13 protein-coding genes are annotated in these 12,949 nt (G+C 43.1%); 3 read left to right on the forward strand and 10 right to left on the reverse strand.

Annotated elements, in window-relative coordinates:
* Positions 1 to 108: 108 nt before the first annotated feature.
* Positions 109 to 558 (forward strand): transcriptional repressor, encoded by a 450-nt coding sequence (locus tag AB9H30_RS07135; RefSeq protein ID WP_371193964.1) that lies wholly within the window; start codon positions 109 to 111, stop codon positions 556 to 558.
* Positions 559 to 852: 294 nt separating this feature from the next.
* Complete coding sequence (locus AB9H30_RS07140) at positions 853 to 2,046, forward strand: OmpA family protein (RefSeq protein ID WP_371193965.1); 1,194 nt, start codon at positions 853 to 855, stop codon at positions 2,044 to 2,046.
* A 131-nt stretch (positions 2,047 to 2,177) separates the two neighbouring features.
* On the opposite strand, the gene dnaB is transcribed toward AB9H30_RS07140, so the two are convergent.
* From dnaB to AB9H30_RS07160, 4 genes are all read right to left on the reverse strand, one after another.
* Positions 2,178 to 3,557 carry a replicative DNA helicase gene (gene dnaB, locus AB9H30_RS07145; RefSeq protein WP_371193966.1) on the reverse strand — a complete coding sequence of 460 codons (1,380 nt, stop codon included), beginning with the start codon at positions 3,555 to 3,557 and terminating at the stop codon, positions 2,178 to 2,180.
* Between the two features lie 385 nt (positions 3,558 to 3,942).
* The gene (locus AB9H30_RS07150) at positions 3,943 to 4,902 is read right to left on the reverse strand and encodes a DUF4097 domain-containing protein (RefSeq protein WP_371193967.1); all 960 of its coding nucleotides are present in this window, start codon (positions 4,900 to 4,902) and stop codon (positions 3,943 to 3,945) included.
* Positions 4,903 to 4,920: 18 nt separating this feature from the next.
* Positions 4,921 to 5,433 carry a hypothetical protein gene (locus tag AB9H30_RS07155; protein ID WP_371193968.1) on the reverse strand — a complete coding sequence of 171 codons (513 nt, stop codon included), beginning with the start codon at positions 5,431 to 5,433 and terminating at the stop codon, positions 4,921 to 4,923.
* Positions 5,426 to 5,941, reverse strand: a complete 516-nt coding sequence (locus tag AB9H30_RS07160; RefSeq protein WP_371193969.1) for an RNA polymerase sigma factor — start codon at positions 5,939 to 5,941, stop codon at positions 5,426 to 5,428. The genes AB9H30_RS07155 and AB9H30_RS07160 overlap by 8 nt, the downstream gene beginning before the upstream one ends.
* 288 nt (positions 5,942 to 6,229) lie before the next feature.
* Here AB9H30_RS07160 and AB9H30_RS07165 point away from each other — a divergent pair, with 288 nt between their 5' ends.
* Entirely contained in the window at positions 6,230 to 6,877 is a 648-nt protein-coding gene (locus AB9H30_RS07165; protein ID WP_371193970.1) for an MOSC domain-containing protein, read from the forward strand.
* A gap of 31 nt (positions 6,878 to 6,908) precedes the next feature.
* On the opposite strand, the gene AB9H30_RS07170 is transcribed toward AB9H30_RS07165, so the two are convergent.
* The 6 genes from AB9H30_RS07170 to rpsF all read right to left on the reverse strand — a co-directional run bounded on the left by AB9H30_RS07170 (position 6,909) and on the right by rpsF (position 12,870).
* Complete coding sequence (locus AB9H30_RS07170) at positions 6,909 to 8,627, reverse strand: putative bifunctional diguanylate cyclase/phosphodiesterase (RefSeq protein WP_371193971.1); 1,719 nt, start codon at positions 8,625 to 8,627, stop codon at positions 6,909 to 6,911.
* A gap of 82 nt (positions 8,628 to 8,709) precedes the next feature.
* On the reverse strand, positions 8,710 to 10,239 hold the full coding sequence (locus AB9H30_RS07175; RefSeq protein WP_371193972.1) for an ATP-binding protein: 1,530 nt from the start codon (positions 10,237 to 10,239) through the stop codon (positions 8,710 to 8,712).
* 147 nt (positions 10,240 to 10,386) lie between these two features.
* Positions 10,387 to 11,571: an acetyl-CoA C-acyltransferase gene (locus tag AB9H30_RS07180; RefSeq protein WP_371193973.1), complete on the reverse strand. Its 1,185-nt coding sequence runs from the start codon at positions 11,569 to 11,571 to the stop codon at positions 10,387 to 10,389.
* A 186-nt stretch (positions 11,572 to 11,757) separates the two neighbouring features.
* On the reverse strand, positions 11,758 to 12,210 hold the full coding sequence (gene rplI, locus AB9H30_RS07185) for a 50S ribosomal protein L9 (protein ID WP_371193974.1): 453 nt from the start codon (positions 12,208 to 12,210) through the stop codon (positions 11,758 to 11,760).
* Between the two features lie 25 nt (positions 12,211 to 12,235).
* Entirely contained in the window at positions 12,236 to 12,463 is a 228-nt protein-coding gene (rpsR, locus tag AB9H30_RS07190; protein WP_371193975.1) for a 30S ribosomal protein S18, read from the reverse strand.
* Positions 12,463 to 12,870, reverse strand: a complete 408-nt coding sequence (gene rpsF, locus AB9H30_RS07195; RefSeq protein ID WP_371193976.1) for a 30S ribosomal protein S6 — start codon at positions 12,868 to 12,870, stop codon at positions 12,463 to 12,465. The genes rpsR and rpsF overlap by 1 nt, the downstream gene beginning before the upstream one ends.
* Positions 12,871 to 12,949 lie beyond the last annotated feature (79 nt).

Genomic DNA, 12,949 nt, shown 5'->3' on the forward strand with positions numbered 1-12,949 from the left:
GCAAATTTCTGGCATAGGACTTTACGTGTTTTGAGCCTTGTTCACAAATAAAGCAGTGTTATACTCTTTAAAATAAATACCTAATACTGACTCTATGAGGAAATAAGCTTGCCGCAGGCTCTTTCTAAAAAACAACACAGCATTTTCAATAAGGCAAAGACCTATTGTGAAGAGCAAGGCGTGCGATTTACGCCTTTGCGTGCTCGTGTTTACGAAATATTGTTACAAGAAGATTCATCCATTGGAGCTTATGATTTGCTGGATAAGCTGCGAGCAGTAGAAGATAACGCTAAACCGCCCACCGTGTACCGTGCCCTAGACTTTTTTTTGGAGCTCGGCTTAGTGCATAAGGTCGAGTCAAACAACACTTTTTTAGCTTGTCATCACTTTGGTTGTTCGCATCCAGTGCAGTTTTTAATATGCGACGGTTGTGGCGACGTGCAAGAAATACAGTCTCAAGGTGTAAAAGAAACTCTTGAAGCGCAGGCGAAAGCTAACTCCTTTGAAATTTTAACTCAGACCATAGAAGCTCACGGTTTATGTAAAAACTGTCAATAAAAGTACAAAAAAGCGCAAATAAGAGCCTTATATTGAAAAGACACTATATCCTATTGCCAAATGTCGGTTATAATGTAGGCAATAGTCGCTAATATACTACTCGTTATCACGCAATTTGATTTGATTAAAAACTGTGCCTTGCTATCATACACGCCATGTTAGCAAAAAAGGTAAGAGAACTAGCCAAAGAAGTTAGTCTAAGGTCACAAAAGACCTACATAATTTACTCAGTCGCAAACTATTAAACACTTATTATTAATACAAAATTATTCTGCCAAAAAGGATGTTTACATTATGAAAAAATTAGCCCTTGCAACTGCCGTTATTGCAGCTTGCATTTCTACGACCTCGGTTGCTCAAGAAGCACCTCCATACGAAAATTGGGTCGGTGGTTTTGCGCAATATTACAGTGCAGATGCTGACAAACCTGAGCCGGTTGGCGGTTTGGACGATGGCTATGGCTTTGGTGCTGAAATGGGTTTCAGATTCGATCCGTCATGGGCGATTCGTTTTGAGCTTGGTCGTGTACTAATAGACAAAGACGACCGAATTCCGGGTGCTGCTGCCGACGACGGCGTGCAACTTGGTGCTGACATGATGTACTTCCTAGAAAACGACAAAGCTTATATGTTCGCTGGTATCAGAGAGCAATCTTTAGAAGAAAGCTACCGTATGGGAAGCATCGGTATCGGTAAACATTGGGTAACTGATGAAAACTGGCGCGTAATCACCGAAGCAGCAACCTACATCGATTTCGGTCAAGGTTATAATGAATTCAGTCTGAAGCTTGGTTTAGCCTATGTTTTCGGTCTAAATTCAGCACCAAAGGCACAGCCTGACACAGATGGTGACGGTGTTTATGATGCAGTTGATCGTTGTCCAAATACCCTTCCTGGCGTAGCAGTAGATGCGACTGGTTGTAGTATGGACTTAGACGGCGACGGCGTAATGAACAGCGTTGACCAATGTCCAAGAACACCATCTGGTGTTGCAGTAGATGCGACTGGTTGTGAGTTTAAAGATTCAGATAACGACGGTGTTGTTGATAGTCTTGACCAGTGTGCAAACACTCCAAGCACTGACCGTGTTGACGAAAAAGGCTGTAGCATATTTGAAGACACTGAAATATTTGTTGAGCTAGATTTGTTGTTCGCAAATAACAGCAGCGTGGTAACAAACACTGATTCAGAAATGATTCTTGAGTTTGTAGACTTCATGAGACGTTATCCTAACACCACTGCATCAATTGAAGGTCACACTTCAACGGTTGGTACAGCGGAATACAACATGGGTCTTTCACAAAGACGTGCTGATAACACTCGCAATATGCTTATCAATCTATATGGCATCGATGCAGACCGCTTAACAGCAATTGGTTTTGGTGAAACTCGTCCGAAGTTCATTGAAGATAACGCCGAGTCACATCGCTTGAATCGTCGTATTGAAGCAAGAGTTGTTGCCGTAATCGAAGAAAAAGCAACACGTTAGTAAACTACAAGAGCAAAACAAAGTTTCGCTCTTGTCACACAAATGAAAAATCCGATGCCAAGGCATCGGATTTTTTTAGGTCAATAAAATGATATACAAAAGTTTATAAATGAAAGGGGGAATACATTAACCTAGTAATCGTCGCTATACTCAGCTCCAGCATAATTATCAAAGCGCGAAAACTGCCCCTGAAAAGTAAGCCGTGAAGTGCCTATCGGTCCATTTCTTTGCTTACCAATAATGATTTCGGCAATGCCTTTATATTCACTATTTTCGTTGTAAACTTCATCACGATAAATAAACATGATGAGATCGGCATCTTGCTCAATAGAGCCTGATTCACGTAGATCAGAGTTAATTGGGCGCTTGTCACTACGTTGCTCAAGACCACGGTTTAACTGTGATAGTGCTACAACTGGCACCTGTAGCTCTTTAGCAAGGGCTTTTAATGAGCGAGAAATCTCCGCTATTTCTAATGTGCGATTATCAGCAAGACTCGGCACTCTCATCAACTGCAAATAATCAATCATGATCATCGACAGGCCACCCTTTTCTCGAGCAAGCTTACGTGCGCGTGTTCGCAGTTCCATGGGCGTTAAGCCAGAACTGTCATCAATGAATAAATTATCTCGTTTATGCAAATTCTGCATGGTTTGCTGCAGCTTGACCCAGTCAGTGTCATCCAACTTAGCATTTCGAATTTTGGTCTGATCCACTCTACTCAATGAGGCGAGCATTCTCATCATGATTTGTTCGCCGGGCATCTCGAGACTAAACACCAAAACGGGCTTGTCTTGCATCATCATGGCGTTTTCACATAAATTCATAGCGAAGGTCGTCTTACCCATCGATGGACGCGCCGCAACAATAATTAAATCGGAGCGCTGCAGACCACTTGTCTTTTTATCTAAGTCATTAAAGCCCGTTGAAACACCAGTGACGTCGCTATCTTGCTTAACTAGTTCGTCAAGCCTATCGACGGTTTTCTTCAATACACTTTTTACATCAACAGGGCCTTCACCGGCTAGGGTGCGCTTTTCCGCGATTTCAAATACTTTGGTTTCGGCAAAGTCGAGGACATCTTTACTATCTCGTCCTTCAGGATTGTAACCTACCTCAGCAATATCGTGAGCGACTCCTATCAATTCTCTGACTACGGCTTTTTCGCGAATACTGTGGGCATAAGCCCCCACATTTGCTGCGCTTGGTGTGTTTTTAGCGAGTTCAATTAAATACACAAATCCGCCGGCATCTTCCAAGCTGTTGTGCAAGCTGAGTTCGTCCTTGACGGTAACGGCATCAACCGATTGATTCGCATTAATCAAACGGAGAATAGAAGCATAAATGATACGGTGCGAACGATTGTAAAAATCGGCCTCAATCAGAACGTCAGCGACTTTATCCCAAGCATCGGGGGATATCATTAAGCTCCCGAGCACAGACTGTTCAGCCTCTATACTGTGGGGCGGAATGTTTAATTTTTCAATTTGATCTGATTTCGTTTGCGCCACTGAACTCGAACTGATTTAAATAAACGGGGTTTCATTATGGAGCAACTGAAACGATTTGTCTCGACTGATTTTCCAAGATTTCATTATAAAAACGGTTTATAAAAGCCTCGCAACAAACGCGGCTTTTACCTCCCTGTGCGCCTAAATAACCTGAACTCTGGATAAGAAATAGTGCAAGATTTTAATAACACCATAGATTTCATACTGTTACACTCAGTAGCTCTATTGGCGTGAAGTGCAAGGCGCAAAAGTCACGTTATAGTTATTCTATTGCTTACTTTTGCAACGAAGCAATTCGCGCCAATAGGGCCGCTGAGCGCTGTCTCTTATTTAGAGTTCAGGTTAAATAACATTATCAAGCTTAATAGTGACGGCTGCGTAACACCTACTTCTTAGCAATCACTATCCTGCCGTGCACGGTAGTCACGTCCACCGTTGCATTTGGCTCTCCGGTGGTAAACTCCAACCACTCTCTGGGACCATATTTTGCTTCTTGGGCTTTGTCGTCACTGAGAGTATTGCGAATACTGCCACCTGCATGTGCTTCTAAGTCAAATTTTGCTGCCGTATCTACAGGTAAGCTTAGCGTGATTTTCCCCCCTACTGAATTGGCTTTGACGACAGCGCCTGAGCGCAAGGCCATGCTTAAATCAATATCACCATTAACCGTTTGCGCATCTACCGATGCTACTTGCGCCATCTCAAATTCGATATCTCCATTGACTGTTTCCACCGCTATATCTTCAGCCTTGGTAGTAACCCTAATGTCGCCATTCACCGAACCGACCTGAATTAATTTACCACTAACATGTTCAATTTTTATGTCCCCATTAACGGCTTGTGCATAGACGTCACCCTGAATACCTTTTGCGTTGATCTCTCCGTTAACCGATTCTAGCTGTATTCTACCTGCCAAATTGCTAGCCTGAATATCGCCATTCACGATTTCAATGTCGCTTGAGCCAAGTATGTTATCGATGCGCAGGTCAGCATTGGTGGTGTTATATTCGACCCGACTGCCTTTTGGCACATAGATTACCAACTTGTCACCATCCACATCGCTGCTATTCCAAGCACCCCAACTTTTCTTTTGTTTCACTTCAATTTTAATCTCAATGGATTTACCGTTGCGCTTAAAAATAAACTCTTCTGTGTCGTCGCCTAGCTCACCGCTCACCGACACCATTTCTTTGTCCCAACCAATGATTTCAGCACTTCCCGCAGTGTGTTCTATTTGCACGATGCTATCGGCTGCGGCATCAAGCGTCTGATCGACTTTTTCGCCAGCAAATGCCATTATGCTAAACATCGAAATAACGCTTACCCAAGTTTTAAAAATAACCATATTCCTCATTTGATTCTCCTAAATCTGTTGCCATGCAGGTGCATGAACTCTTTCAATGATCGCTAATTGCTGCTCGTAAACCTGTTTTAACATCTTCAGTAGGGCCGGATTGTTGGGCGCATCTTTGAGCGCTAGCTTTATCGCGCTTTCAGCCTCATCCAAATCGGCAATTTGTTGCTCCCAATTGTTGGTGGCGGCGGGTGTATCAGCAAAACTGACTATCAATGCCTGTTTCTGTTTTTGATGGCTATCACTTAGGTTCGCTATCAACGATTCGCCCTGCTGATTGAGATTGTGATCCATTATGAATAGTACTAGAAAACCAAACATGACTATCGATGCGGCAATAGCCAAATATCGGCTTACACCGGAAGCTTTCTTTATTTGTGCTTTTTGTCGGGAAGCTGCTTGCTGTTGATTAACAATAGCGTACTCAATTCCCTGCCATAAGTCTTTGTTTGGTGCTATCGGACGATTTAACGATGCAATCCGCTGCTCAAGTTCTTGCTGCTGCTTTTTTGGTTTACTCATTGACCCATTCCTCAATCATAGCGCGCGCCCGATGAAACTGTACTTTGCTAGTATTTGGTGAAATTGAAAGGATTTGAGCAACCTGTTGATGGCGGTATCCTTCAATCCCATGCAGCACGAACACTAAGCGAGTCCGCTCTGGCAGGCGTAACACAAATGCCTCTAATGTATCTGCGCTGATTTCGCCCCAATCTTGTTGCTCATGCTTGTTTTCATCAGCTAACGAAAACACCTTTTGCCACCAACCCTTTTGTTTTCTAATGTACGAAATACAGACATTACTGGCCACGCTATGCAGCCAAGTTGTAAATTTACTTTGGTGATTAAAACTGTCGATCTTTTGCCAAAGCTGGATAAAGACCTCTTGGCTCGCATCTTCCGCCTGGGATTTATCTGCGCATAGCCTAAAGCATAATCCGTAAACCAAGTTTAGGTGCTGATTATAGATATACCTGAAAGCTTCAAGATCGCCCCCCTTTGCCAAATCAATCGCATTGTTTAACTGCATGTCCGTTAAACCATCCGCGTCATTTATTTGAGCATTAGGCAATCGGGTTATATTGCTATCGATGCGTTGCATCCTCTATTTTTAGTTTTTCTTGGTTTCATAATGTCTGTCGCAAAATAAATGCAAAAGGTTTATACCTGCACAATACTTAATAGCCTTGGCGCCACAAACCAATTAAACAGCATATCAATACATCACCGTTTTGATTTGCCCTAAAGCTTTACAGCAATTAGTATGACGCACAACGTATTGTCAGCATACCCCCCCTTATGTCGAGGAACTAGCAACATGGAAATTACCGGATTATTTGCAGGGAAGCCTCAGCCGTTTGGCCCAAGAAAATCCCCAAGCAGCATTGTCAAAGCCTCTCAAAAGCACTTACGTGTTTTGACCAATGGTGCAGTAGAAGATGAGCAGGGCGATAAGAAACTGCATGGCGGTCCACAAATGGCCCTGCATCAGTATGCACAAGAGAGCTACCTAACATTGCAGGAGGCTTTTCCTAGCATTGCAGATAAGCTGCAGTTCGGCAGTATTGGCGAGAATATTTCAGCGGCAAAAATGAATGAAAACAACGTGTATATTGGTGATATCTATCAAATCGGTGAGGTAAGCGTTCAGGTAAGCTCGCCAAGAGCACCATGTTCTAGAATCAATCAGCGCTACGGTATCAAGAAAGTTGATTTGTTTATTTTGGAACAGGGCATTACCGGATGGTATCTGCGAGTACTGCAAGAGGGCACCATTAATGTCGGCGATAAAATTACCCTTGAGCACCGCGATGATCAGGCTGTGTCAGTCAAAGATCTTATGCATATGAGCAAAACACCAAAAGGAATCTCTTATACACGACAACAGTTAGAGCACGCCGCCACTCTTGAAACCTTATCGCCTGAATGGCAAGGCAAACTTAAGCGGATTTTAAAACGCCTCTAGCTAAATAACTGGCAAGTTGGCTACAGCAGCCTTACGCACTCTCTAATAAACCTAAATCAATTTGCTTTGCGCCAGCAGGGCGCGCAAAGTAAAAACCTTGTCCATGGTCAATATTTAAACTTTTGCACAGTTCAAAGTGCTCCTTGGTTTCAATTCCCTCGGCCACAACAATCATATTCAAACGTTTTAGCATATTTGCCAGCGCTTCAAATATTGCTAAACGCTTTTCTTCACTCTCGTCCATCTTAAATAGCGACTTATCAAGCTTTACAATGTTTATAGGATAGTTTATCAGGTGAGAAATCGACGAATAACCGACCCCAAAGTCATCTAATGAAATTTTAAATCCATAGCTTGATAATGTTTCGATTGCTCGCTTTATCGCTTTTTGCTGTTCAAACAGCGCCGTTTCAGTAATTTCAAGCACAATACTTTCGGGCTTGACCTGATAATACTCTGCTCGCTCAATAATAAATTGCGTAACCTTCATGCTTTGCAGCTGAATTGGCGAGATATTAATCGCAATAAACTGTTCTGAATCGCCGGTTTTTTGCCACAGCGCAATTTGTTGGATCGCTTTATCAATGACCCATTCCCCTATCGCATGAATATCGTTATTCTTTTCAGCCACTGGGATAAATTCATCAGGCAAAAAGCCATCAACCATTTCTGGCCAACGAATGAGTGCCTCATATCCAATATGTTTGCCCGTTTTCAAATCCACAACGGGCTGAAAATGCATACTAAAGGCCGCTTCTTCAAGATGCTTTTTTAAGCCCACTTGAATATCATATTGGCGGCTAAACTCTCTATGCATTAGCTGATCATAGACGCGTATTTGACCTTTACCCGCTCGCTTTGCGGCATACATTGCAACATCGGCAAACTGCACTAATTGCTCTTTGTTTTTAGCATGCAAGGGAAACATAGCAGCACCTACACTGGCATTGCAAGCCAGTAGATTCTCATTAATCTGAATAGGGCCTTGTAATGACTTATGAATACGCTGAGCAACCTGCGCAACCTGTTCTGGGGTTTTTATACCGGTTAAAATAATTGCAAACTCATCCCCACCTAGTCTTGCGAAACCCTCATGGCGGCGTAATAAGTTTTTAATCCTAGTAGAAAACTCAATAAGCAGTCTGTCACCCGCATCATGACCAAGCGAGTCATTTACAAATTTGAAGTTGTCTAAATCTAGCAAAATAAGCGCGACGTCTACCCTGGTTGAGCCTTCCTCTTGTATGATCATCGACATCAGCTGATTAAAATGGTGGCGATTAGACAAACCTGTAAGGGGATCTTTTTCAGCAATATGTTTAACATCTAGATAGTTTTGATGCAGCTTATGCTCTAGCTCAAAGCGTTTTTGAGCATGCACAATGGCACGTTGTAAATTGAGTTTCTCTAGTTCGGATTTGAGAATAAAATCCTGAGCACCGGCTTCTAAACAGGCTACAGCAAGTTCATCGCTTTCAGATGCGCTCATCATAACAATAGCGACACTGCCCAAGTCGGCCTTTGCTCGCAACGTGTTGACCATCTCAATGCCGTTGCCGTTTGGCATTTTATAATCTAGTAAAATCACATCGAAACTATGCTTTTTAAGCTCAGCTAGGCCTTCGGCTACCGATGTCGCTTCAACCACATTTACATCATAAGCATATTCAGCAATTGTTCTGCGAATTATTTTACGGTCGGCAAAGTCATCATCTACCACCAAGACATCAAGACGTCTTCTCATTTCCATGCTTGTTACTCTCACTAAATTACTGCTACAACATGCTACCGCTGGATAAATCGCATAAGCGTTTAGATAAGTAAGGTCTACCTTAACTTAACTGGGTCAATACTTGCTCGGCCATATTATTAAATGGCCAATACACTATAAACTTTGTACCTCGTGGACGGTGATCTTCAACTTTAATATGCCCACCATAATGTTCTACTAAGCGTTTAACAACGCTCAGACCCATTCCAGAGCCTTCAATTTCATCCCTGGGTTTCAGTGTTTCGAATAAATCGAAAATACGTGCACGATTTTCTAAGGCAATGCCCGGACCGTTATCCATTACGGTGATCACATTTGAGGTTTGATTGCGTCTTACTTTTATCTGAATTTTTGCGTTACCCGAATCATGATGCTTGATGGCATTTGCAATTAAGTTTAGCAGAACTACACCAAAAGGCACCTCGGGCACTTTAACTTCACTATCGTCACAGTTAACTACAAAACCCATAGGCAAATCAATCAATGATAGCAATTCAACGACCTTTTGCTTCACATTCACTTCTTTGGCCTGCTGATATTCTTTGCCTATGCGTGAATACGCCAGTAAATCTTGTAGGAGTTGTTCCATGCGTCTAGCTCTGCTCATCACTAGCGCTAGGTCATCTAGGCTATCTTGAGGCAATACGTCAGCACAATCCTCCATCACCCAAGATACAAGCCTCTTAATCACGTTAAGCGGCGCTTTCAAATCATGAGAAGCAACATAGGCAAAACTATCCAGATCTTGGTTGGAACGCTTTAGGTCCTTGATGATCACTTCTCGTTCAGTAACATCGCGACTGACCACCAATAAATACAATGTTCCGTCGTGTGCATGAAATCTTTGGGTCATGGTCTGTAATACCATTACGGTGCTGTTTTGCAAAGTGATGCTGTCTTCTCGCTGATGCTCACCCTTTAGCTTTGCCAGTGCATTAACCTCAGCGATTGGCTGTTCAATATTTTTCTCAAAAATTGCTTGAAGCTTATGTTCAACGATGTCGCGATAAGTATCATCAGGAAACAGCTGGATAACCGCTTTGTTGGCAAAAATAATTTTACCTTGGGCATCCTTCACATAAATGTAGTCTTTGTTTAGACTCGATATTTCTTTAAACAGCGCCTCACTTCGCGCTACCGCTCGTAACTTTGCCTCCTGTTTCATTTGGAACTGCAGCATATTAGCGAGGCTACCAAGCGCAGAGTTAGCACTCTGATTCCAGCTACCTTCTATATCGATACATACACCCAATATCACATCCGGAGCATCCACACTTACATCGCCGCACTCATGGGTATAAACTGAGCATAGATAAAGCTCATGGAAGGCATCAACAGATACAAGATGGGCTTTGTATACTGGGTTATTACTCGGATTTGAAAGGGTCTTTGAAGACTGCTGAATATGTTCGTAGAAATCGGTAAAAGAAAGATTGCTGAGCTGTGCCATAAGGCCAATTCGAGTGTCTAGGTTTTTCGGCTGTACAGGAAAACTTGCACAAGCATCACACGCTCTAAATACAAATACGTGGGGAGTTTGGCTAATCGCACTGAGCAATGAAAGAACGTTGGATACATCGAAGCTGAGCATGCTAGGGAATTGACCTATTAACAATATGAATATGTTGCCAAGCCATAGTAGGGTAAATTCAGATCTGGCTCAAGCCTGAATTTACCCCTTGTTGATTGTTATAGCCTTTATTATTTGCTTTGCAGCTAATCAAGCTTAATGCATCATCTATGCGATTTCAAAGAGGCCTGCTGCACCCATACCGCCGCCAATACACATGCTTACAACTACGTATTTGACACCGCGACGCTTGCCTTCAATAAGTGCATGCCCAGTCGTGCGTGCGCCAGTCATGCCGTATGGATGTCCAATACTGATGGCACCGCCGTTGACGTTATAAATCTCTGGGTCGATACCTAACTTATCTCTGCAATATAGAGCCTGGCAAGCAAACGCTTCATTAAGCTCCCACAAACCGATATCATTGATAGATAGACCATGAATTTTCAATAACTTAGGGATCGCGTAAATAGGTCCTATTCCCATTTCTTCTGGTGCATTACCCGCCACCGCCATACCGCGATAGATCCCAAGCGGCTGCAAACCTCGCTGTTCAGCTAGTTTACGTTCCATAAGCACACAAGCAGAGGCGCCATCTGACAACTGCGATGCATTACCTGCGGTAATCATACCGCCCTCAAGTACTGGGTTTAAGCTTTGCAGGTCAGTAAGTATGGTAGATGGGCGATTGCCTTCGTCTTTTGTTAAGGTCACTTCTTCAAAAGTCACTTCTTTGGTTTCTTTATTCATGACGCCTTTGCTTGTTGTCATGGGTACTATTTCGTCGTCAAACTTGCCAGCAGCTTGCGCAGCAGCCGTTCGCTGCTGTGAGCTAAGGGCATATTCATCTTGAGCATCGCGCGAAATATTGTAGGTTTTAGCAACATGCTCAGCGGTGAACAGCATCGGCATATAGGCATGCTTTTCATGCGCGGTGACGTTTTCGTCCATACACTTGCTCGCCCACTCAAAATACTTTTGCTGGACTTCACTAATATTGTCTTGGCCACCAGCGACAACCACATCCATGCCATCAACAATAATTTGCTTGGCTGCCGTTGATATTGCCATTAGACCTGAAGAACACTGACGGTCAATAGTTTGACCAGAAACCGTATTTGGCAAGCCCGCTGCCAAAGTGCCTAAGCGCGCAATATTGCCGCCAGCGCTACCAGCGTTCAATACTGAGCCGATGATTACGTCATCGACCATAGCACCTTCAACACCACTGCGCTGCACAGCGTGCTTAATAGCATGAGCAGTTAAAGTGGGGGATTTTGTATTATTAAACGCACCGCGGTAAGCACGGCCAATTGGCGTTCTTGCAGTTGATACAATGACAGCTTCTTTCATGATAGTTCCTAATCAGTTTGGCTATAGTGCGCCTATAATAGACAAGTTCAGCCATAAGCCGTATTTATATTTTTTATTGATTAGCATGGATCTACCTAATAGTAGTCTGAGCGCCAAACTCTTCGAAGCATAAAAAAACCCGCTTATCGAAATAAGCGGGTTTTCTATTTTGAAACGAAAGGCGTATTAAGCTTCAGCGATAATCTGTAGTTTAACCGACGCCATAACGTCTGAATGCACTTGTACGTCAATTTCGTACTCGCCGATATCGCGAAGTGTACCAGTAGGCAGCTTCACTTCAGCTTTAGCAACTTCAACGCCAGCAGCCGTGATTGCATCAGCAATGTCACGTGTGCCGACAGAACCGAATAATTTACCTTCGTCTCCAGCAGGAGCGGCAATTACCAAGCCTTCAAGTGCGTTTAGCTTCTCAGCGCGTGCTTCAGCGTCAGCAAAATCTTTAGCGATTTTAGCTTCAAGCTCAGCACGACGTGCTTCAAATTTTTCGACGTTTGCTTTCGTTGCAGGTACTGCTTTACCTTTTGGGAACAAAAAGTTGCGAGCATAACCTGATTTTACTGTGACTTTGTCACCTAGTCCGCCTAAGTTGGCGACTTTGTCTAGTAGGACGATATCCATCTTTGCTACCCCTTAATTGCCAAACTTACTTATGAGAGTCAGTGTAAGGTAACAATGCTAAGAAGCGCGCACGCTTTATAGCAGTTGATAGCTGACGCTGATACTTTGCACTGGTACCGGTGATACGGCTAGGGACAATTTTGCCACTTTCAGTTATGTAATTTTTCAATAAAGAGATATCTTTATAATCGATCTGTACGATACCTTCTGCAGAAAAACGGCAGAACTTACGACGTCTAAAAAAACGAGCCATTATTCATCTCCCTCTTCTGTTTCTGTAAGGTCTTCAGCTTCTGAAGCAACATGAGTAGTGTTTGGTCTTTCACGACGCTCTTCTCTACGCTCTTCTTTAGCCATAGGAGACTGTTCAGTTTCGGCACCTTTTGTACGCATAACTAAATTACGTAAAACGATGTCATTGAAACGGAAAGCAGTTTCTAATTCTTCAACAGCTTCAGCAGTTGCTTCAGCATTGATAAGAACATAGTGTGCTTTGTGAAGTTTTTCGATTGGATAAGCCAACTGACGACGGCCCCAATCTTCTAGACGGTGGATAGTTCCGCCGTCTGTTTCTAGAATACCTTTGTATTTTTCGATCATACTAGGTACTTGTTCACTCTGATCTGGGTGAACCATAAATACGATTTCGTAATGACGCATTACTGCTCCCTACGGTTATAGTCTCGGATAGTGCAGTCGGCTATATGGAGACAAGGAACTTGGGTGTTGACTGCAAGGG

This window comes from Glaciecola sp. SC05, assembly GCF_041380235.1.
Classification (GTDB): Bacteria; Pseudomonadota; Gammaproteobacteria; order Enterobacterales; family Alteromonadaceae; genus Glaciecola.